Annotated in this window: 22 protein-coding genes; 10 read left to right on the forward strand and 12 right to left on the reverse strand. The window is 68.0% G+C overall.

The genetic code is table 11. The features are described 5' to 3' along the window. Positions 1-11: 11 nt before the first annotated feature. Positions 12-2,243, reverse strand: a complete 2,232-nt coding sequence (priA, locus tag H6G16_RS00870; RefSeq protein WP_199289045.1) for a primosomal protein N' — start codon at positions 2,241-2,243, stop codon at positions 12-14. A 468-nt stretch (positions 2,244-2,711) separates the two neighbouring features. Here priA and rpoD point away from each other — a divergent pair, with 468 nt between their 5' ends. The 4 genes from rpoD to H6G16_RS00890 all read left to right on the forward strand — a co-directional run bounded on the left by rpoD (position 2,712) and on the right by H6G16_RS00890 (position 7,467). Further along, a complete protein-coding gene (rpoD, locus tag H6G16_RS00875) occupies positions 2,712-4,061 on the forward strand; it encodes an RNA polymerase sigma factor RpoD (protein ID WP_190388433.1) in 1,350 nt (449 codons plus the stop codon). Further along, the gene (locus tag H6G16_RS00880) at positions 4,062-4,457 is read left to right on the forward strand and encodes a DUF1824 family protein (protein ID WP_190388434.1); all 396 of its coding nucleotides are present in this window, start codon (positions 4,062-4,064) and stop codon (positions 4,455-4,457) included. A gap of 72 nt (positions 4,458-4,529) precedes the next feature. Then, entirely contained in the window at positions 4,530-5,480 is a 951-nt protein-coding gene (hemC, locus tag H6G16_RS00885) for a hydroxymethylbilane synthase (protein ID WP_190388435.1), read from the forward strand. Then, entirely contained in the window at positions 5,455-7,467 is a 2,013-nt protein-coding gene (locus H6G16_RS00890; protein WP_242036067.1) for a chloride channel protein, read from the forward strand. The genes hemC and H6G16_RS00890 overlap by 26 nt, the downstream gene beginning before the upstream one ends. Here the strand turns inward: H6G16_RS00890 and H6G16_RS00895 are convergent. The 5 genes from H6G16_RS00895 to H6G16_RS00915 all read right to left on the reverse strand — a co-directional run bounded on the left by H6G16_RS00895 (position 7,452) and on the right by H6G16_RS00915 (position 11,371). After that, a complete protein-coding gene (locus tag H6G16_RS00895) occupies positions 7,452-7,625 on the reverse strand; it encodes a hypothetical protein (protein WP_190388436.1) in 174 nt (57 codons plus the stop codon). The two genes, H6G16_RS00890 and H6G16_RS00895, sit on opposite strands and share 16 nt — an antisense overlap. 132 nt (positions 7,626-7,757) lie before the next feature. Next, positions 7,758-8,312, reverse strand: coding sequence for a L,D-transpeptidase (locus tag H6G16_RS00900; RefSeq protein WP_347238741.1), 555 nt, complete (start codon positions 8,310-8,312; stop codon positions 7,758-7,760). Positions 8,313-8,326: 14 nt separating this feature from the next. Continuing rightward, positions 8,327-8,914 (reverse strand): inorganic diphosphatase, encoded by a 588-nt coding sequence (locus H6G16_RS00905; protein WP_190388437.1) that lies wholly within the window; start codon positions 8,912-8,914, stop codon positions 8,327-8,329. Positions 8,915-8,947: 33 nt separating this feature from the next. Further along, on the reverse strand, positions 8,948-10,480 hold the full coding sequence (locus H6G16_RS00910; protein WP_190388438.1) for a carboxypeptidase M32: 1,533 nt from the start codon (positions 10,478-10,480) through the stop codon (positions 8,948-8,950). Between the two features lie 552 nt (positions 10,481-11,032). After that, positions 11,033-11,371 (reverse strand): metalloregulator ArsR/SmtB family transcription factor, encoded by a 339-nt coding sequence (locus H6G16_RS00915; RefSeq protein WP_190388439.1) that lies wholly within the window; start codon positions 11,369-11,371, stop codon positions 11,033-11,035. A gap of 86 nt (positions 11,372-11,457) precedes the next feature. Between H6G16_RS00915 and H6G16_RS00920 the strand changes: the two genes are divergently transcribed. Both H6G16_RS00920 and H6G16_RS00925 read left to right on the forward strand, forming a co-directional pair. Further along, complete coding sequence (locus tag H6G16_RS00920) at positions 11,458-12,621, forward strand: MBL fold metallo-hydrolase (protein WP_190388440.1); 1,164 nt, start codon at positions 11,458-11,460, stop codon at positions 12,619-12,621. Positions 12,622-12,644: 23 nt separating this feature from the next. Beyond that, positions 12,645-13,112: a hypothetical protein gene (locus H6G16_RS00925; RefSeq protein ID WP_190388441.1), complete on the forward strand. Its 468-nt coding sequence runs from the start codon at positions 12,645-12,647 to the stop codon at positions 13,110-13,112. Here the strand turns inward: H6G16_RS00925 and H6G16_RS00930 are convergent. Both H6G16_RS00930 and H6G16_RS00935 read right to left on the reverse strand, forming a co-directional pair. Beyond that, positions 13,042-13,719, reverse strand: coding sequence for a phosphoribosyltransferase family protein (locus H6G16_RS00930; RefSeq protein ID WP_190388442.1), 678 nt, complete (start codon positions 13,717-13,719; stop codon positions 13,042-13,044). The genes H6G16_RS00925 and H6G16_RS00930 overlap by 71 nt on opposite strands. Before the next feature lie 48 nt (positions 13,720-13,767). Next, positions 13,768-14,025: a hypothetical protein gene (locus H6G16_RS00935; RefSeq protein WP_190388443.1), complete on the reverse strand. Its 258-nt coding sequence runs from the start codon at positions 14,023-14,025 to the stop codon at positions 13,768-13,770. 70 nt (positions 14,026-14,095) lie between these two features. Between H6G16_RS00935 and H6G16_RS00940 the strand changes: the two genes are divergently transcribed. Continuing rightward, complete coding sequence (locus tag H6G16_RS00940; RefSeq protein ID WP_190388444.1) at positions 14,096-14,419, forward strand: hypothetical protein; 324 nt, start codon at positions 14,096-14,098, stop codon at positions 14,417-14,419. 16 nt (positions 14,420-14,435) lie between these two features. Beyond that, a complete protein-coding gene (locus H6G16_RS00945; RefSeq protein WP_190388445.1) occupies positions 14,436-14,594 on the forward strand; it encodes a hypothetical protein in 159 nt (52 codons plus the stop codon). A gap of 117 nt (positions 14,595-14,711) precedes the next feature. On the opposite strand, the gene umuD is transcribed toward H6G16_RS00945, so the two are convergent. The 4 genes from umuD to arsS form a co-directional block, all read right to left on the reverse strand. Then, complete coding sequence (gene umuD, locus H6G16_RS00950; protein ID WP_347238742.1) at positions 14,712-15,251, reverse strand: translesion error-prone DNA polymerase V autoproteolytic subunit; 540 nt, start codon at positions 15,249-15,251, stop codon at positions 14,712-14,714. Between the two features lie 79 nt (positions 15,252-15,330). Then, a complete protein-coding gene (locus H6G16_RS00955) occupies positions 15,331-15,918 on the reverse strand; it encodes a hypothetical protein (protein ID WP_190388446.1) in 588 nt (195 codons plus the stop codon). Beyond that, positions 15,915-16,322 carry a PilZ domain-containing protein gene (locus H6G16_RS00960; protein ID WP_190388447.1) on the reverse strand — a complete coding sequence of 136 codons (408 nt, stop codon included), beginning with the start codon at positions 16,320-16,322 and terminating at the stop codon, positions 15,915-15,917. The genes H6G16_RS00955 and H6G16_RS00960 overlap by 4 nt, the downstream gene beginning before the upstream one ends. 181 nt (positions 16,323-16,503) lie before the next feature. After that, a complete protein-coding gene (gene arsS, locus H6G16_RS00965; protein ID WP_347238743.1) occupies positions 16,504-17,484 on the reverse strand; it encodes an arsenosugar biosynthesis radical SAM (seleno)protein ArsS in 981 nt (326 codons plus the stop codon). 82 nt (positions 17,485-17,566) lie between these two features. Here arsS and H6G16_RS00970 point away from each other — a divergent pair, with 82 nt between their 5' ends. Beyond that, on the forward strand, positions 17,567-17,959 hold the full coding sequence (locus H6G16_RS00970) for a Hepatitis C virus core protein (RefSeq protein ID WP_190388449.1): 393 nt from the start codon (positions 17,567-17,569) through the stop codon (positions 17,957-17,959). Between the two features lie 58 nt (positions 17,960-18,017). Beyond that, on the forward strand, positions 18,018-18,478 hold a 461-nt coding region (locus tag H6G16_RS00975), incomplete at its 3' end, for a glutamine synthetase III (RefSeq protein WP_190388474.1).

Below are 18,478 nucleotides of genomic sequence, written 5' to 3' on the forward strand. Positions count from 1 at the left end.
CGAATCGCCCCTTAAAGGGTGAGGGGATCGGGGTCGATCGCCAGCCCCACGCCCGGCGGCAAGCCCTGGCGCAGCACGGCCTCGCTGGGCAGGGGCAGGCCACCGGAACCGGATGGATCCGCCGGACCATGCAACAACAGCTGCCAGCGACTCTTGCCCGCCACCCGGGCCACCGGGGCTGGGGCCGGTCCGATCAGCAGCCAGCCGGCAACCTCCACCCCCGAGCGAATCCGTTCGGCCAGCACCGCCGCCGCCGTGGCGGTGCCGCTGGCACTGGGGCCGCTCAGGCGCAGCAGGCAGGCCCGGCTGAAGGGCACGAGCGCAGCCTGACGGCGCAGCTGGATCTCCTCAGCCAGGAACTGCTCGTAGCGGCCGTCCACCAGATGGCGAATGACGGGGTGGTCTGGGCTGTAGGTCTGCACCAGCACTTCGCCGGGCCGCTCGCCCCGACCGGCCCGGCCCGCCAGCTGCAACAACAACTGCAGGCACTGCTCGGAGGAGCGCAGATCCGGGCGATGCAACAGCCCATCCGCCGCCAACACGGCCGCCAGGGTGACCCGGGGCAGGTCCATGCCTTTGGCGAGCATCTGGGTGCCCACCAGCACGTCCGCCTCCCCCTGGGCAAAGCGCTCCAGCAGGCGGCGATGGCCATCCCGCCCCCGGGTGGTGTCGCGGTCAAAGCGCAGCAACCGCAGCCCCTCCAGCTCGGCGGCCAGCTGTTCCATCACCCTTTGGGTGCCGGCGCCAAAGGGCTTGAAGGCGGTGGAGCCGCAGTGGCCGCAGCGATCACCCACCTCGGCACGGTGGTCACACCAGTGGCAACGCAACCACTCCTGGCCGCCCTTGGAGCGATGCACGGTGAGGGCCACATCGCAATGGGGGCAGAGCACCGCCTCCCCACAGCTGCGGCAGCTCAGGAAGGCCCGGTAGCCGCGGCGGGGCACCAGCACCACGGCCTGCTCGCCCTTCTCCTGCAGCTGCTCCAACCGGCCCATCAGGGCCCGGCTGAGCAGGCGACGGTGCCCGTCGGCCAGCTCATGGCGCATGTCAATCACCCGCACGGCCGGCAGGGGCCGGGCACCGATCCGCTCCGGCAGCCGCAACAGGCGGGTGGAGGCGGAGGCTCCCTGGCAAGCCAACCAGCTCTCGAGCGATGGGGTAGCACTGCCCAGCACGAGGCGGGCTCCGCTGCTGCGGGCCCGCAGCCGGGCCACGTCGCGGGCGTGGTAGCAGGGCATGGGGCTGTCCTGCTTGTAGGAGGTGTCGTGCTCCTCATCGAGCACGATCAAGCCCAGCCGCGCCATCGGCAGGAAGATGGCCGAGCGGGTGCCCACCACCACCACCGGCCCCGGCTCGAGGCAACGGCGCCAGGTGGCGACCCGGGCCCCCTCGGAGAGGCCGCTGTGGAATTCCAGCACCCGCTCCCCAAAGCGCTCACGGGCCCGGTCCAGCAGCTGGGGGATCAGTCCGATCTCCGGAGTGAGCAGCAGGGAGCCATGGCCGGCCGCCAGGGCCTGGGCCACAGCCCGCAGGTACACCTCGGTTTTGCCGGCGCCCGTGACCCCCCAGAGCAGGAACGCCGCTCCGGGTTCCGCCGCGCCCAGGGCCTGCACCGCCGTGGCCTGGGCATCACTGAGGGCGGGCCAGCACGGGCCATCCAGGCCAGGCTGGGGCAGCTCGTGCAAAGCCCCCTGCCGGCGCCGCACCAGCCCCTTGTCCTCCAATCCCTTCAGCACCGCACGGCTGAAACCGCCGACGCCGCAGAGGTCCCGTAGGGGAACCGGGGCGGTTTGCCGTTCCAGATGGTCCAGCAACTGCTGCTGCCGGGGGGGGAGGGACGTCCCGGGCCGGGAGGCCGCGCTGGGCTCCACCAGCCAGATCGGCCGACTGCCGCGGCGGGCGGACTGGGTGCGCTGGCCGAGCCATCCTGGCGGCAGGGCGCTTTTGAGGGTTTTAAAGAGGCTCGTGTGGCACATCGCGGCCACCTCCTCCAGCAACGCCCGCCACTGGGCATCCACAGCTGCGCGCTGCCAGACCCCGTGGATCGGCTGGATGGTCTTGCCGCTGAGACTGGCCGGGAGCTGATCAAGTCCGCCCACCACAAGGCCTGAGTGGGGCCGTCCCTGCAGCCGCACGCGCACCAAATCGCCGATCCCGGCTGGGGTCTCAGGATCATTGGCGTAGGTGAAGACCTGCCCCTCCCGGCCGGCCTCCAGCCAGATCTCGATCCAGGGGCTGGTCAAGCTTGCAAAGGTCACGGCCCATTCTTAGGATGTGACTGTTGGGCAGTCCAATGGCTGCCGTCGGAACCTTGCAGAGTTCCGTCCAGCGGGAAGACCTGAAGAGAGACCTTGGGAGCCTGCCTCCCACCATTCGGCCTCCCGGTCTGCGACCACCCCTGACAGCACTGCCTTAGCCAACCCATCCCGGCTTCCGCCTCCGACCTTTCTTTTTGCTGGGTCGTCACCAGACGTGAGCTTCCGTCGACCCAGCCGTCGACTCCCCCTCTGGCTACAGACCCAGGCCGCTCAGACCCAGACCACTCAGGCCCAGTCCACTCAGACCAGTCCGAATCGTCCCGTTCGTTTCCCCTTCCGTCCACGCGCCCTGAGGCCCGTTCCCATCCGGCACGCTCCCCGCTGAGCCACGCCCCCTGAGGCACCCCCAGAGCCCATCCCCGTTTGCGCTCCGCTTCTCCATTCCCGTATCCCATGAGCCCCACCGCAGCCCAGCCGAAAGCAAGCCCGGAAATTCTGTTGGTGGCCACGGCGGCCGGTGAGGAGGTGGCCGTGAAGGCCAAGGCCAAGAAGGCTCCCCCGAAAGCCAAGACCGCTGCATCCAAGGGCACCGCAGCCAAGGCCGCGGCACCGAAATCCACCGCCGACAAGGGCTCTGGGGTCAAGGCGGCCAAAGCCAAGCCTGCGCCGAAAGCCAAGGCAGCAACCAAAGCCAAGCCCGCTGCCCACGATGGGATGGCCCCTGGGGATCCAGCGGCAGCTGTGGCAACCGATCTCGCCAGCGCAGCCCTAGACCAGGCAGACGAAGCCGACAAGCCAGACAAGGACGAAAAGGCCGCCAAAGCCCTCGCCAGCATCAAGGTGGGGCCAAAGGGCGTCTACACCGAAGATTCGATCCGCGTCTATCTCCAGGAGATCGGTCGGATTCGCCTGCTGCGGCCCGACGAGGAAATCGAGCTGGCCCGCAAGATCGCCGACCTGCTGCAGCTCGAGGAGCTCGCCACCCAATTTGAGGCGGACCACGGCCACCACCCCGACAACAAGGAGTGGGCGGCCCTGGTCGACATGCCCCTGATCAAGTTCCGCCGGCGCCTGATGCTCGGCCGCCGGGCCAAGGAAAAGATGGTGCAGTCGAACCTGCGTCTGGTGGTGTCGATCGCCAAGAAATACATGAACCGGGGCCTGAGCTTCCAGGATCTGATCCAGGAAGGCTCCCTCGGCCTGATTCGTGCCGCCGAGAAGTTCGACCACGAGAAGGGCTACAAGTTCTCCACCTACGCCACCTGGTGGATCCGCCAGGCGATCACCCGCGCCATCGCCGACCAATCGCGCACCATTCGCCTGCCGGTGCACCTCTACGAGACCATCTCGCGCATCAAGAAAACCACCAAGACCCTCTCCCAGGAGTTCGGCCGCAAGCCCACCGAGGAGGAGATCGCCGAATCGATGGAGATGACCATCGAGAAGCTGCGCTTTATCGCCAAGAGCGCCCAGCTGCCCATCTCCCTGGAAACCCCGATCGGCAAGGAAGAGGATTCCCGCCTCGGCGACTTCATCGAAGCGGACATCGAGAACCCGGAGCAGGACGTGGCGAAGAACCTGCTGCGCGAAGACCTCGAAGGGGTGCTGGCCACCCTCAGCCCCCGCGAGCGCGATGTGCTGCGGCTGCGTTACGGCCTCGATGACGGCCGCATGAAAACGTTGGAGGAGATCGGCCAGATCTTCGATGTGACCCGGGAGCGCATCCGCCAGATCGAGGCCAAGGCCCTGCGCAAGCTGCGCCACCCCAACCGCAATGGGGTGCTCAAGGAGTACATCAAGTAAGTGGCCAGCTTGCAGGAGCTGCGCGGTCTCAGGACCGCGCCGGAGCTCGATGGCGACCAGCGCGGCCAGCTCATGCTCGAGTTGGAGCCGCGCCTCGCTGGCTGCGCGTGGTTCACCATCGGGATCATGGCCCCCTCCTCGGCAGGGGCGATCACCGCCCTGCGGGCCACGGAAGCCCGGCTCCACTGGAGCGCCCTGGAGGCATCTCCCGCCGCCGAGATCCCGTCCCCCCAAGGGGCGGGCCCCGTGTTCCTGAAGGGCAACCAATCGACGGGACAGTTCAGCCTGCGCCAGGAGGACGGCCTGGGAACTGGAATCCTGATCACCGGCCACGCCCCGGCCAACCCGGACGCCGAAGACACCTGGGGGCCCCTGCCCCTGGATTTCTTCAGCTGATCACGGTCTGGACTGAAGCCGCCGGAACGGTGAAGGCCACTCCTTAGGCTGGTCGGCTGTTATCTGGCACCGATGGCCAACCCCCTGCGCATCGCCTCCCGCCGCAGCCAGCTGGCCATGGTGCAGACCCACTGGGTGCGCGATGAGCTGGCCAAGGCCCACGCGGGCCTGGAGATCAGAATCGAGGCCATGGCCACCCAGGGCGACAAGATCCTGGATGTGGCCCTGGCCAAGATCGGGGACAAGGGTCTGTTCACGAAGGAGCTGGAGGCCCAGATGTTGGTCAACCAGGCCGACATCGCCGTCCACAGCCTCAAGGACCTGCCCACCAACCTCCCCGAAGGCCTGATGTTGGGCTGCATCACTGAGCGGGAGGATCCCGCCGATGCCCTCGTGGTGCACGCCAAGCACCAGGACAAAACGCTGGCCACCCTGCCCGCTGGTGCCGTGGTGGGCACCAGCTCCCTGCGCCGCCTGGCCCAGCTGCGCCATCACTTCCCCCACCTGGTGTTCAAGGATGTGCGGGGCAACGTGATCACCCGGCTGGAGAAACTCGATGCCGGCGAGTACGACTGCCTGATCCTGGCGGCGGCCGGCCTGGGCCGGCTGGGACTCGGGGATCGCATTCACGAGCTGATCGACCCCTCCATTTCGCTCCATGCCGTGGGCCAGGGGGCCCTCGGCATCGAGTGCCGCGCGGGCGATGCCACGGTGCTGGAGCAGATCAAGGTGCTCGAACACACCCCCACGGCGCGGCGCTGCCTGGCGGAGCGGGCCTTCCTGCGGGAACTGGAGGGTGGTTGCCAGGTGCCCATCGGTGTCAACACCCGCTTCGAGGGGGACACCCTGGTGCTCACGGGCATGGTGGCCAGCCTGGATGGTCTGCGCCTGATTCGGGACGAGGCCCGCGGTCCCCAGGAGGATCCGGAAGCCATCGGTATCGCCCTGGCCCATAGCTTGAAGGCCCAAGGTGCAGGAGAGATCCTGGAGGAGATCTTTGCAACGGTCCGGCCTGAAGCCTGAAACCAGCCCCGACCCCGCTGAAGAGCAGGTCCCGGGTCCCGACGGCGAGGCGCGTGCCCTGCCTTACCAATGGAATCTGTTGGCCTGGGCCGCCCTCGTCGGGGTGGCCACGGGCCTGGCGGTGGTGGGATTCCATGAGTTGCTGGGCTTCATCAATAACGGACTGTTCGGCCCGTTTGTGGAGGGACTGCTGGCCGTGGGTCGCAATCCGCTGCCGGAGCTGCCCCCAGAGCTGCCGCCCCTGCCACCGGATACGGGCACGCCCCTGAAGGCTCTCCTGCAGGTGGGGCTTGGCGGTTTGGGCTTTCTGCCCCCCCCGCCGGCAGCCCCGGAACCGCCGCCCCTGCCCGTTTCCACCCTGCCCGACTGGATCAGCCTCTGGCCCGTGGTGGTGGTGCCGACCCTGGGGGGCCTGGCCGTGGGGCTGCTGCGGCGCTACGGCGGCGAGTTGGGCCCCGGGCTGCCGAGCCTGATGGCCATGGCCGACGGAGCCGTGCCCGCCAGCCCGCGCCTGCCCCTGCAGCGCCTGCTGGGGGCCTCCCTCAGCCTCGGCAGCGGAGCTTCCCTGGGCCCCGAGGGACCCAGCGTCGAGAGCGGCGGCAACATCGGCCTCTGGACCGCCCTGCGGGGCGGGCTGTCGCCCCAGAGCCAGAAAGCCCTGGTGGCCGCGGGGGTAGCCGCAGGCCTGGCCGCGGGCTTCAAAGCCCCGATTGCCGGTGTGTTTTTTGCCTTTGAGGGCAGCTTCAGTGCGATCCAGGGCCGCCCCAGCCTGCGGGCCGTGCTGGTGGCGGCCGTGGCCTCCTCCCTGGTGACCCAACTGCTGCTGGGCGACACTCCGATCCTGCGACTGCCCGCCTATGAGGTGCGCTCGCCACTGGAGTTGCCCCTGTACCTGGGTCTGGGGTTGGTGGCCAGCCTGATGTCGTGGGCGCTGGTGAGCCTGCTGGCGGCCGGCCGCAGCGAACGCCTGCAAACCTGGTTGGCCCAACTGCCCCCGGGCTTGCCCACGGCCCTGGGAGGCGCCTGCGTGGGCCTGATGGCCCTTGGCTTTCCCCAGGTGCTGGGCGTGGGCTACGACACGATTGAAGCCTTGTTGGGGAGTGACGGCGGCGTCCCCCTGTTCACGTTGCTGGCCCTGCTGGGAGTGAAACTGCTGGCCACCGGCATCAGCAACGCCACCGGCTTTGTGGGCGGCGGCTTCGCCCCCTCCCTGTTTCTGGGGGCGGTGCTGGGTAACTGCTACGGCCAGTTGCTCGGGGACAGCGGCCTGCACCTGCCGGTGGCCGAGCCCCCGGCCTACGCCATGGTGGGCATGGCCGCCGTTCTGGCCGGTAGCGCCCGGGCCCCCCTCACAGCGCTATTGCTGCTGTTTGAACTCACCCGCGACATCCGCATCGTGCTTCCCCTGATGGCCGCCGCCGGTCTGAGTGCCGCCCTGGTGGAGCGCTGGCAGGGGCTGGCGGATCCGGGTCTGCTGGGCCCCGATCCCCTTGAAGAGCAGCGGCGGCGCCAACTGGCGGCCCTGCCGGTGGCCGACGCCTTCGAACCCGAGGCCCCCCTGGTGCTGCCCGCATCCCTACCGGCCGACCAGGCCCTGCGCCAGCTGGTGGAGGCCCACAGCCACTGCCTGGTGGTGGCGGATGGCAGCTGGGTGGTGGGGCTGGTCACCCTGCCGGATCTGCAGCGGGCCCTCAGTGCCGAACCGCGACACGGTGCGGACGGGACGGCTGTGATGCCGAGCCTGATTGCCTGTCGCCGCGGGGATCTGGTGTGGCTGCCGCTGGGCGCCCATCTCGCCCAACTGGAGGATCAACTCACCCCCAACGGCCTGCGCCAGGTGCCGGTGTTCGACGTGCCGGCCACAACCGCGGCCGCCCTACCCCACGGCCTCCCCAATCCCGGCCTGCCGGTGGCGTCCCTGCAGGGCATGGCTACCCGTGACGGCATGGCACGGGCCCTGGCCCGCCAGCTTCACCGCTGGGGCTGAAGTTGGGCTGACAGGGCCTCAGCCGCGGGGTCGACCGCACTCAGCCGGGCCAGGATTCTCTCCAGATCGAGGGCCGACAGTTCCCCATCACTGGCCCACTTGAGCGTTGTGCTGATCTGGGGTTCGGCGGATTGGCGGGATGGGGAAGCCGGAGACATGAACGGGGACCTGAAGAGGCCCTCGGCCCCAGTGAAGGCCAACAAAGTACCGGTGAATCGGCCCGTTTCCGTGTTACTGGCAGCGATCTCCTGAATGTTTTCAGATGGGGCCGCAGCCCCCGAGGCCGCCGCTTAACGCTGAACGATCACCGGGGTGCCGACATCGACCAGGTCGAACAACTTGCGCACGTGCTCATGGAGCATCCGCACGCAGCCATTGGTGACGGCTGCCCGGGAGGTCACCGTCCAGGCCCAGGCCGAGGGGGTCCCATGGATCCCGTACTGGTTGGGACCGCTCTTTTGGAAGCCCATCCAGCGATCGCCCAGGGGCCCATTGGGGCCCACGGTGGCGTTGATCTTGCCGCTCTTGGTGCTCTGGTACTTGGGATTGACCACCTTGTTCTGGACCGTGAAGCGACCCACGGGGGTGGGGGTGCTGGGGTCCCCAATCGCCACGGGCCAGCTGCCGATGACCTTGCCATTGTCCCGCAGGCTGATGGTGCGCTTGCCCAGCTGCAGCAGGATTTCGCGGGTGTTCCCCTGGGCAGCGGGAGCCGCCGGAGCCTGCACAGGCTGGGGAACTGCGGGCTGGAGAGGTGCTGACTGGGCAAGCACCGCCTGGGCCAGAACGGGGCCTGCGGCCAGCATCGTGGCCGCCAGCCAGAAGGGGAGACGCGAGGCGTTCACGGTTGGCTCCGGGCTCAGTTGACCAACTTGGCGTCGATGACGTGCAGATAGCGCCGCTCGCACTCCTTGATGATCCGCACGGCCTCGGCGGGCTCCAGGAAGCCGTTCACCTTGCAGGTGCCGGGCTTCTTGAGGTCCTTGTAGTGCTCCCAGTAGTACTGGGTTTCCTTCACCCACTGGGGGCCCAACTGGGTGTAGCTGGTGATGTGGTCCATGCGCTTGTCATCGGCCAGCACGGCGATCACCTTGTCGTCCACCTCGCCGCCATCGTCGAAGGTCATGATGCCAATGATGCGGGCCTCCACCAGGGAGCCGGACACCAGGGGTTCGGTCACGCCCACGATCTCGATGTCGAGGGGATCGCCATCCTCGTCCCAGGTGCGGGGAATGCAGCCGTAGGCAAAGGGGTAGGCCAGGGAGGAATAGCCCACCCGGTCGAGCTTGAGGTGGCCGGTCTCGGTGATCAGTTCGTATTTGTTGATCGTCATGGAGTTGAGCTCCACGATGGCGTTCAGACGCAGCTCGGCTTCATCGGCAAAGGCCGGCAGCACGTGCAGCAGGTTGAGCATCGTGCGGCTGGGGGCGTGGTCGATGTTCGCCATGGGCGCTGCTGGGCAACGGAATTGGGCGGCATCCTAAGGAGCCGTCTGCAGACGCTCCAGCTTGTCGCGTAGATAACGAAGGAAGGGGGCGGCGCTGAGGGGTTCCCCACTCACCTGCCGCACCAGATCTTCGGCATTGACGCTGCGGCCGTGGGGATAGACCCGTTGGCTCAGCCACTGGCGCAGCCTGGGCTCCTCCCCAGCGGCAATGGCCGTTTCGATCGCGCCGCTGCCCCCCAGCTCCCGCTCCATGGCTTCCGCCAACTGGGCGCTGATCAGGTGGCCGAGGGCATAGGAGGGGAAGTAGCCAAACAGGCCCTCGGCCCAGTGGATGTCCTGAAGGCACCCCTCAGAGTCCGTCGCCGGCTGGATGCCAAGCAGGTCGTGCATCCGCTGATTCCACTGTTGCGGCAACTCCTCCACCGGCATCTCCTGCTCCAGCAGGGCCAACTCCAGCTCAAAGCGCAGCACGATGTGGAGGCCGTAGCTGAGTTCATCGGCCTCCACCCGGATCAGGCCAGGCTGAAGGGGATTGAGCGCGCGCCAGAAACCAACGGGCCCGTCCCACGGATCGCCGGCCGGCCCGGGGCAAAAACGGCCATGCCAGCGTTCGGCAAAGGCCCGGCTGCGGGCCACGCGGCACTCCCAGAACAGTGACTGCGACTCATGCACGCCCATGGAGGTGGCCTCCCCCAGGGGCCAGGGGAAGTAGTGGTCGCCGGTGCGGGGCAGACCCTGCTCATAGAGCGAATGGCCCCATTCGTGGGCCGTGGCCAAAAAGGCCGAGAGCGGCTGGCCCGGCACCACCCGGGTGGTAATGCGGAAGTCCTGCGGCCCCACGGTGCAGGAGAAGGGATGGGCGGAGCGGGCGCGCTGGCAGAGGGCCCCATCCCAGCCCCAGCTCTCGAGCAGGTCGGCGCAGAGCTGCTCCTGAAGGGCCTCGGGCAGATCCGCTGGGGCGGGCTCGGCCTGGCCGGTGCCGGCCACCTGCTCCAGCAGCGCCGGTAGCTCCGCCTTGAGGGGGGCAAACAGCTCCTCCAGGCGCACCTTGCTCACATCGGGCTCGAAGGGTTGGGCCAGGATTTCCCAGGTGCTGCGTTGCACCGGCTCGGCGGCTGCCAACTGGCTGGCCTGCTGGCGGCGCAGGGCAACCAGCTCCTGCAGGGCTGGGGCGAAGGCACGGAAGTCGTCGCGAGCTCGAGCGTCCTGCCAGACGGCATTGCCCCGGGACTGGGCCTTGGCCAGGGCAGCCACCAGATCGGGATCCAGGCACCGCTGGCGCTCCAGCTCCAGGCGCAGCAGCGCCAGGTTGCGGCGACGCTCAGGCGCCGCATCGGCACCGAGCTCGGCTTCCGCCGCTGCCACCAGATCGGCGTATTCGGCGCTGCACTGACGCGCATGCAGCTGGCCGGCCAGCAGGGCCAGCTGGTCCCCCCGCCAGGGAGCCCCAGCGGCCGGCATCACGGTGTTCTGGTCGTAGTAGAGGGCGCTGCTGATCGAGCCCAGCAGCCGCGTCTGGTGCAGGTGCTGATGAAGCTGGGCGAAGGCGGGTGCCGCGGCAGGCATGGGGGCATCAGGGCCAGTGGGGCCAGCATGGCGCGGGGAGGCAGGCCAGCACGGTGGTTCGGGAACAGGCCCATCCGGCAGGCCGCCACTACCCCCAAAGGACCGTAACTTGAAGTTGAGGGGAGGGCGGGTCCCAACCCGATCCTCACCCCCCAAAGAGTCCGGCCAGGGCTGTCCCTGAGCCGGTGTACAGAGCGGAGGTGCGCCCCAGATGCGTCAACCCAACGTGAACGTGATGGCGCGGCGCGAACGCCATCCCAAAGCCGCAGAGAGCCATAGGCCAGTTCTGATTCCCGCGTTCTCCAACCTTGGGCTGCACAGCCCGAGCTGAGATCACAGCCGAGAAGGTCAAGCCCCGAGCATCTCTTCTCCGAGACGTGATCCCCTTTCCTGTCCTGCCAGGCCCCAAGCAGGCCATGCGTGATCCACAGACACCCGACCCAATCCAGCCCCAGATGCCAAGGCCGTGATCCGCAACCGGTGCAAAGGCGCCCCCCACGGGGCGCCTTTTGAACGCTCCAGGGACGAGGCGAGGCCGGGGTGGTGGCGGGCTCAGAGCGACTGGAGCTGGGCAAGCTGGCTCTGGAGTCGCTGGCGCAGCCTGGTCTGCACGAGGGCACAGAGATCGTCGACCAGCTCCCCCTCCGCCCGCCAGATCGTGCGGACGCCCTCGCGGTCGCAGCACACCAGACCGGCCCTCTGCAGCTGACCCAACTGGCGGCTGATGTGGGACTGGGAAAACCCGGTGGCCGCGATCAGGGAGGCCACATCCCTGGGCCCCTGCCGGAGCTGACAGAGCAGCTGGAGCCGGGCCGGCTCACTGAGCAGCCGGAAGAACTGGCTGTACTCCTCCAGCAACTGGGGAGAGGGCAGGGAACCGGCGGCCGCCATTGCAACGCTTTATGACGCTACACGCATCATGCCGCCAGCCGGCCGGGCATGGCGAGCTCCGCCTTTATGCGGCTATCGTCATAAGCATGTCAGATACCGGTTCCGCCACCCCGGACTTCGACCTCCGCGCCGCTGCCGGTGGGGGCCTGTTGCTGTTCCGCCAGCTCTTTGATGCCGACACCGGCACCTTCACCTACCTGCTGGTTGATGTTCCGAGCGGCGAAGGGGTGCTGATCGATCCGGTGTTCGAGCAGCACAGCCGCGACCTCTCCCTGATCCGAGAACTGGGCGTCGACCTGGTGGCGTCAATCGACACCCACGCCCACGCCGACCACGTCACGGGAAGTTGGCTGATGCGCCAGGCCACCGGCTGCGCCATCGGCCTGGCGGCGGCGGTGGGGGCCGAGAACGTAACCCTGCCGCTGCATCACGGCGACCGGGTGGCCTTCGGCGGGCGCCACCTGGAGGTGCGCAGCACCCCCGGGCACACCGATGGCTGCATCAGTGTGGTGCTGGACGACCACTCCATGGCCTGTACCGGTGACGCCCTGCTGGTGCGTGGCTGCGGCCGCTGCGACTTCCAGCAGGGCAACGCCCACACCCTCTACCGCTCAATTACCGAGCAGATCCTGTCGTTGCCAGCGGCCTGCCTGCTCTACCCCGGCCACGACTACACCGGCCGCACCGTCACCTCCGTCGCTGAAGAACGGGCATTCAACGCCCGGCTCGGCGGCGCTGCCACCGAGCGGGATTTCGTGGGCCACATGGAGAACATGAAGCTGCCCCACCCCCACCGGATCGCCGAGGCCCTGCCCGGCAACATGCGCTCTGGCAAACCTCGCCCGACTGGGGCCGGTGCGGGCCAGCCCGCCGCAGGCGAGGTCTGGGCACCGCTGGGGCGCAGCTATGCCGGACTGCCCGAGGTCAGCCCCGAGTGGGTGGCCAGCCACCGCGACCAGCTCACGCTGCTCGATGTGCGCTCCCTGGAGGAATTCAGCGGCCCGGATGGACGGATCAGCGGCAGCCTGCTGATCCCGCTGCCGGAGCTGGAGGCCCGCGCCGCGGAGATCCCCGCCGGAGCGCCCGTGGTGGTGGTCTGCCATTCCGGCAGCCGCTCCGCCCTGGCCACCCAGCAACTGCTCAAAGCTGGCCGCCTCCGGGTGGCCAATCTCCACGGCGGCCTGGCCCGCTGGGCCGATGGGGGCTACCCGCTGGAGGGCGTGATCGCCCACGAATCGCCTTCACACTGATGGGAGGTTCCTCCCCAGATGGCATGCACCCGACCACGAACCATGCCCAGCGGCTAATCACCCTCTGGATCGCCTGGCTGTTGGCCATGCTGTTTCACGTGGACCTGGGCCTGATGCCCCTGTTCCACGGCCAGTCGCCCGAAATCCATAGCCAAATCCAGGCGGAGGCCCTGCCGCTGCTGTTCGGGGCCATGCTCGGCTACTTCCTGCTGCCGTTGATCGCGATCGTGCTGATCGCCTACGCCGACACGGCCGCCGCACCCGCCCCGCGCTGGCGCCCCTGGCGGCGCCTCCACTTCTGGTTCAGCGTCATCTATTCGGTGACGAACCTGCCCCATCTGCTTGCCGACATCCTCGTGCCCGATGCCCGGATGGATCAGATCGTGCTGATGCTGGCGCTCACGGTGTTCGGGCTCTTGATCAACGTGGAGGGCTGGCGCTGGTGGCGCCAGTCCACGGCCGCAGAAGCTCGAGCACCTCAACATCGCTGAGTTGGGGAAACGTCTCGTACCACAGGCCCACGGCCTGCAGGTCGTCCACCACTGCCAACGCCACCAACTGATCCATCAATCCGGCCAGCTCTTGAGCCACCCTGCGGTCCACCACCGGCACGGCCAGGGTGAGGCGTCGGGGCTGGACCTGAGCCAGAGACAGCAACGCAGCTTTAACGGTCATGCCGGTGGCGATGCCGTCGTCCACCACGACCAGATGGCGTCCACGCAGCGCCGCAGGGCTGGGATCACCGAAGAGCTGCTGACGCCGCCCCAATTCCCGTTCCTGGGCCTGCAGCCATCCCTGCCGAATCGCCATGGCCTCTGGCTCCACGCCCGCCTGGCCCTGGCGCCACACCGCCACGCCGCCGCTGGCAACGGCCCCGATCGCCAGCTCCGGCCAACGGGGATCGGCCACCTTGCGCACCGACCAGGTGACCAGGGGCAGCTGAAGACCCTCGGCCACAGCCACCGCCACAGGGACGCCGCCGCGGGGCAGCGCCACAACCGTGTCCGGATCACCAGGGCTCAGGCTGGATCGCACCCGCGCAGCCAGGGCCAGACCCGCCGTGTAACGGTCGCTCCAGAGGGGTGGATGGGGGGCCATCGTCAACTTCAGCGTGGGAAGGGGACCCGCGCGTCAACGGGCGCCCCGCTAGGCCCAGATGTAAAAGAGCGCCGTGGCCACAGCCATCAGCAGCAACGGAATCAGCAAGGACGTGGGAAAACTCACCAGTGCGCCCGCGGCCATGCTGGCGACCACCACCGCAAGGACCACCACCAGAATGGTCAACAGGATTCTGCGGCGACGAAGGTCCATAACCTGAACGGGCAATTTGGGGCGGTGTTGCTCTTGCAGCACGCCAGCGCCTTCAGTTAACCAGAGCGCTCCCAAAACCGTCAGCCAGAACAACGCACTGTCCGCAGAGACGGGCGCAATGGCACAAGTTCGGCTAGGACAGCTTCAAACCTCTTGACGGGCCATGCTCCATCCCGTGATCGCTCCCCGGCTGCTTGCGCTCAGCGCCGCCGCCACCCTGCTGGTTCCCGGCATGGCCCTGGCCGGGCGTCCCGGAACCACGGTGACGCCTGTGAATACCACCACGGAATACAGCTCGCCCGTTTCCGAGGTGGACGCCTGCAACCAGGCCCAATACCGCATGCCTCCATCGGCCATCGTCAAAGCCATGCGCGTGTCTACCGCGATCAGCGGCGAATACGCCACCTTTACCTGCCGGGTGAAGTGGAGCCTGACCCCGACCACCCCGCCCACCTACCGGCCAATCCTCTTCTCCCCCTCCGCCTGATCCCCCTGCTGCTGCCATGACCCGCCACCAATCCCCCCACTTCGTACTGGAACAGACGGAGGACGGCTGGATGCTGGAAGCCCAGCACATCACCAAGGACGGCCAGGGGGATTGGATGCTGAACCACGACCAATTGGAGGAACTCGCCGCCCTGCTCCAACAGTCCCTCGCCTAGGACCAAGCCCTGCCCCCATCTCCCCTCTTCATGCCGCCCCGGAACGCGCAGCCCTCTTCCCGCACCATCAAGCTCCAGATCCTGGGTGCCGTGTTCGTGCCGATGGGATTGCTGGGCCTATGGCTGCACTCCCAGGGCTTCTGGTGAAGCCTGAGTAGCTGCACCGCGCTGTCGGGACCGGGATGATGGAGCGCAGAGGTGGTGCACCGCATGGGTCACCACGCCCCAGATCAGCAGATCCGGATCCTCCCCGCGCAACGCAATCACAGGGATGCGGGGATCGCTGGCCTCCAGCCGCCAGCGGCGGGGATGTCCCTCCAGCCGACGCAGCACGAATCGGCCTTCATGCACCGCCACCACGGTGGCCCCCGGGCGCGGCGCCACGCTGCGGTCGACCACCAGCAGATCACCGTGGTGGATCCCCTCCCCGCGCATGGCCTCACCATCCACCCGCATCAGGAAGGTGGAACTGGGACGGGGAATCAGGACGCTATTGAGATCGATCGCCGCCTCGACGTAGTCGTCGGCCGGACTGGGGAAGCCGGCCGGCACCGCTTCCAGGGCGAAGGGCAGCAACAGGGACTCCTGGCCCTGGTCTTGGTCTTGGCACTTGGCCTTGTCCTGGCGGAGGGGGCCAAGCCAGATCAGATCCGTCACGGGAGGAGGGGCGAGATCACAAGCCAGGGCGCCGCACGCCTATAGACAGACTAGCGCATTGTCAGTACACCTGTACTGCTCACTCACCACAGCCCCGGCGCACCACCTCAGCCCTCAGGGCCGTGAGGTCGGGGGCTTCCGGCAGTACTGGGGCAAACAGCAGCGCCCAGGCCAGGGGCACATCACCAACCTCCAGAGCCGCCTCGATGGCGGCCAGCCAGGCCAGGGGACGCTCACCGAGGGAACGGATCAAGGCGTCGGTGCTCGCCATCCGTTCGGCTGAGGCGCCCACCAGCTGCACATGGGCAAAGGCCCCTTCGGCCGCCTGCTCGGGCCGCAAGCGCAGCAGCACCACCTCCCCTGGCGCAATCGGCGCGACAGGCCAGGCCAGGGGAGCCCGGAAGGGTTGGCCCACGGGGGCCTGCTGGCGCCACACCAGGCGGCCGTGGCGTTCGATGCGAAGTTCCCGCAAGGGCTCAACCACTACCAGCTGGGGGGCTGGCATGGGCACCAATCCCACCGCATCACCCTCCGCCACGGGCTCCACCCGGGGAGCCACCACACAGACCGCCACGGGATCGGCCGATCGCTGCAAAGCCTGGGCCGCCATGGTGGGGACGAGCCCCAAGGACACCACCAGCGCAAACAGGATGGGGCCGCGGCTCAACCGAACCTGCCGAACGCGGTACCGGAGTGGAGATCGCCAAACCGCTCCACCGGCGTGAAGCCCCCGCTGCGCCGCATCAGCACCCGCAGGAACGTGTCCTCAAAATCGATGGTCTCGAGGAAGCGAACCCCCACATAGGCCGACGACTCCAGCCGGTCGACCCACAGGGAACTGGCCCGGAGACGGATGGGATCACCAAAGGTGGGATGGTGAATGGTGAGGGAGCCGGAGAGTCCTGGCACCACGGGCTCCCGGATGGGAAACAACAGACAGGCCCCTGAGGCACTCACGTCCCAGAGACGGCCAACAAACGGAACTGGATCGACATGGAAATCGATCTGAATCGTCATGCTGATCGATGGCACGATGTGCCGTTCTTCATTCCTGGGGGAAGGATCCGGCATCAGGACAGAAGAATGCAGACAGGAGAATGTGTCTGCACGGGTCAGCGAGTTTGGTTCAAGTCAATACTAAGGAACCGGCCATGCACGCGGCAAGGTCGCGCCAGAAGTAAAAGTTCAACGATTGAAAATGTCCCAGAACAGGGACCCAAGGCTTGCACGCAAGGCTTGGACGCAAGGTCCATCAGCCGGATCCCAAGGCACCCCCACAGCTGGAGCCACCACCGGCGGTGCAACCGAAGCAATGGTGGGCCACCACGACCGGGTCGCCCTCGGGATCCCACTCCAGCAGGGAGCGCAGGTGGGGGCGCGGCCGGCTCCCCGCCGCCGCCAGTCCCAATTGCTGGTTGAAATCACAATCGAACAGCCAGCCCTGCCAGTCGACGCTGATCAGGGAGCGACACATGACCTGGGCCAGGTTCTCCGGGCGGTGCCGAGCCTGCAGCAGGGCCTGATAGGCCGCCAGTTGCCCCTGGGCCTCGAGCCAGGTGGCAAAGCGCTGGATCGGCATGTTGGCCAGGGCGTAGAGGCTGGTGAACTCCACGCCAAACTCAGCGGCGAGCACGCGCCTGTACTCCGCTTCCAGCTGGGCCTGGGGGGGGGGCAGCGTCGGGCCCTGGGGGTTGTAGACGAGATGCAGGGGCAGGCCACGGCCCGGTTGGCCGTAGCCCAGAGCGTTGAGCTGGCGGAGGGCTGCAATGCTGCGGGCAAACACCCCCGATCCCCTCTGACGATCGACGTTGTCGGCCGAGTAGCAGGGGAGCGAGGCCACCACCGTGACACCCTGATCGGCCAAAAAGCCAGCCAGATCCTCCTGACCCGGTTCCGACAGGATCGTGAGATTGCAGCGGTCGATCACCTCCACCCCGAGCCGCCGGGCCGCCACCACCAGCTCCCGGAACTGGGGATGGAGCTCGGGGGCTCCACCGGTGAGATCGAGGCAACGGAGACCCCGGGCCGCCAGCACGGGCGGAATCAGGGCCACCGTGGCCCCATCCATCATTTCGGTGCGGTTGGGCCCCGCATTCACATGGCAATGGCTGCAGGCCTGGTTGCAGCGGTAGCCCAAGTTCACCTGCAGGGTGGTGAGGGGGCCGCGCCGGATCGGCGGGAACGCCGGAGCCTCAAGCAGGGAGGGGAGCTGGGGCAGGGGATTGGCGGGCACCGGCTGGTGCGGCTTCAACCAGCCCATCCTGCCGCGTCCCCATGACCGACGATGGTGGCTGGCCTGCGCTGAGTTCGCGATGTTGGAGCAGCCCCCCCGCGGCTACGTCACCCTGGCCCGCCTGGGCCTGGTGGCCAATGGGTTGGCCATTCCCCTGGGCCTGGCCGTCATCCTGCTGGATCCCACCTGGCGCACGGCCAACATCGTGGTGGGCGCCAGCGCCGTGCTGCCCACGGCCGTGGTGGGGCTCGTGGCCTCCATCGCCCTGCTCAAGTGGCGGGCCTGGGGGCAGATCCTGGCGATCGTGGCCCTGGCCATGGCCCTGGCGGTGGGCCTGCCCTACGGCATCGTGCGGCTGGTGCTGCTGAGCGAGGGGCGGCCCCAGACCGCCGTGCTCTCCGGCCTGCTCTGGGCGGCGACCACCGCCGCACTCGTGTATTGGAGCCGACCCAGCATCCGGCGCTATCTGATCTGAACCGGGGGTCTGGCCACGCCAGCAGCGGTGGATGATGGCGTTCTCCGTGGTCCATCCCATGCCCAACCCCCAGCGCTTTGCCGCCCTGCAGGCCATTCAGCGGCGACGCCCGGTGGCCACCGCAGCGATCGCGCCGTTCGGGGAGCTCTGGGCCAGCGACGTGTTCACCCTGGACACGATGAAAGAGGCGCTGCCCGGTCGCATCTTCAAGTCCGTTCAGCGCACCATCCGCGAGGGCGGCAAGCTCGATCTCTCGGTGGCCAATGCCGTGGCCGACGCCATGAAGACCTGGGCCACCAGCCGCGGCGCCCTCTACTACGCCCACGTCTTCTATCCGCTCACCAACTCCACGGCTGAGAAGCACGACGGCTTCATCTCGCCGAAGAGCGATGGCCGGGTGATCACCGAGTTCACCGGCAAGCTGCTGGTGCAGGGCGAGCCCGACGGCTCCTCCTTCCCCAACGGCGGCATCCGCTCCACCTTCGAGGCCCGCGGTTACACCGCCTGGGACATCACCAG

It is taken from the genome of Cyanobium sp. FACHB-13342, from assembly GCF_014697415.1.
In the GTDB taxonomy this organism is placed as follows: domain Bacteria; phylum Cyanobacteriota; class Cyanobacteriia; order PCC-6307; family Cyanobiaceae; genus Cyanobium_A.

Coding starts and splice junctions, on each gene's coding strand:
- rpoD (WP_190388433.1), top strand. CDS start 2,712: ATGAGCCCCACCGCAGCCCAGCCGAAAGCAAGCCCGGAAATTCTGTTG.
- hemC (WP_190388435.1), top strand. CDS start 4,530: ATGGCCAACCCCCTGCGCATCGCCTCCCGCCGCAGCCAGCTGGCCATG.
- H6G16_RS00895 (WP_190388436.1), bottom strand. CDS start 7,625: ATGTCTCCGGCTTCCCCATCCCGCCAATCCGCCGAACCCCAGATCAGC.
- H6G16_RS00905 (WP_190388437.1), bottom strand. CDS start 8,914: ATGGCGAACATCGACCACGCCCCCAGCCGCACGATGCTCAACCTGCTG.
- H6G16_RS00910 (WP_190388438.1), bottom strand. CDS start 10,480: ATGCCTGCCGCGGCACCCGCCTTCGCCCAGCTTCATCAGCACCTGCAC.
- H6G16_RS00915 (WP_190388439.1), bottom strand. CDS start 11,371: ATGGCGGCCGCCGGTTCCCTGCCCTCTCCCCAGTTGCTGGAGGAGTAC.
- H6G16_RS00920 (WP_190388440.1), top strand. CDS start 11,458: ATGTCAGATACCGGTTCCGCCACCCCGGACTTCGACCTCCGCGCCGCT.
- H6G16_RS00925 (WP_190388441.1), top strand. CDS start 12,645: ATGCACCCGACCACGAACCATGCCCAGCGGCTAATCACCCTCTGGATC.
- H6G16_RS00930 (WP_190388442.1), bottom strand. CDS start 13,719: ATGGCCCCCCATCCACCCCTCTGGAGCGACCGTTACACGGCGGGTCTG.
- H6G16_RS00940 (WP_190388444.1), top strand. CDS start 14,096: ATGCTCCATCCCGTGATCGCTCCCCGGCTGCTTGCGCTCAGCGCCGCC.
- H6G16_RS00945 (WP_190388445.1), top strand. CDS start 14,436: ATGACCCGCCACCAATCCCCCCACTTCGTACTGGAACAGACGGAGGAC.
- H6G16_RS00960 (WP_190388447.1), bottom strand. CDS start 16,322: ATGCCGGATCCTTCCCCCAGGAATGAAGAACGGCACATCGTGCCATCG.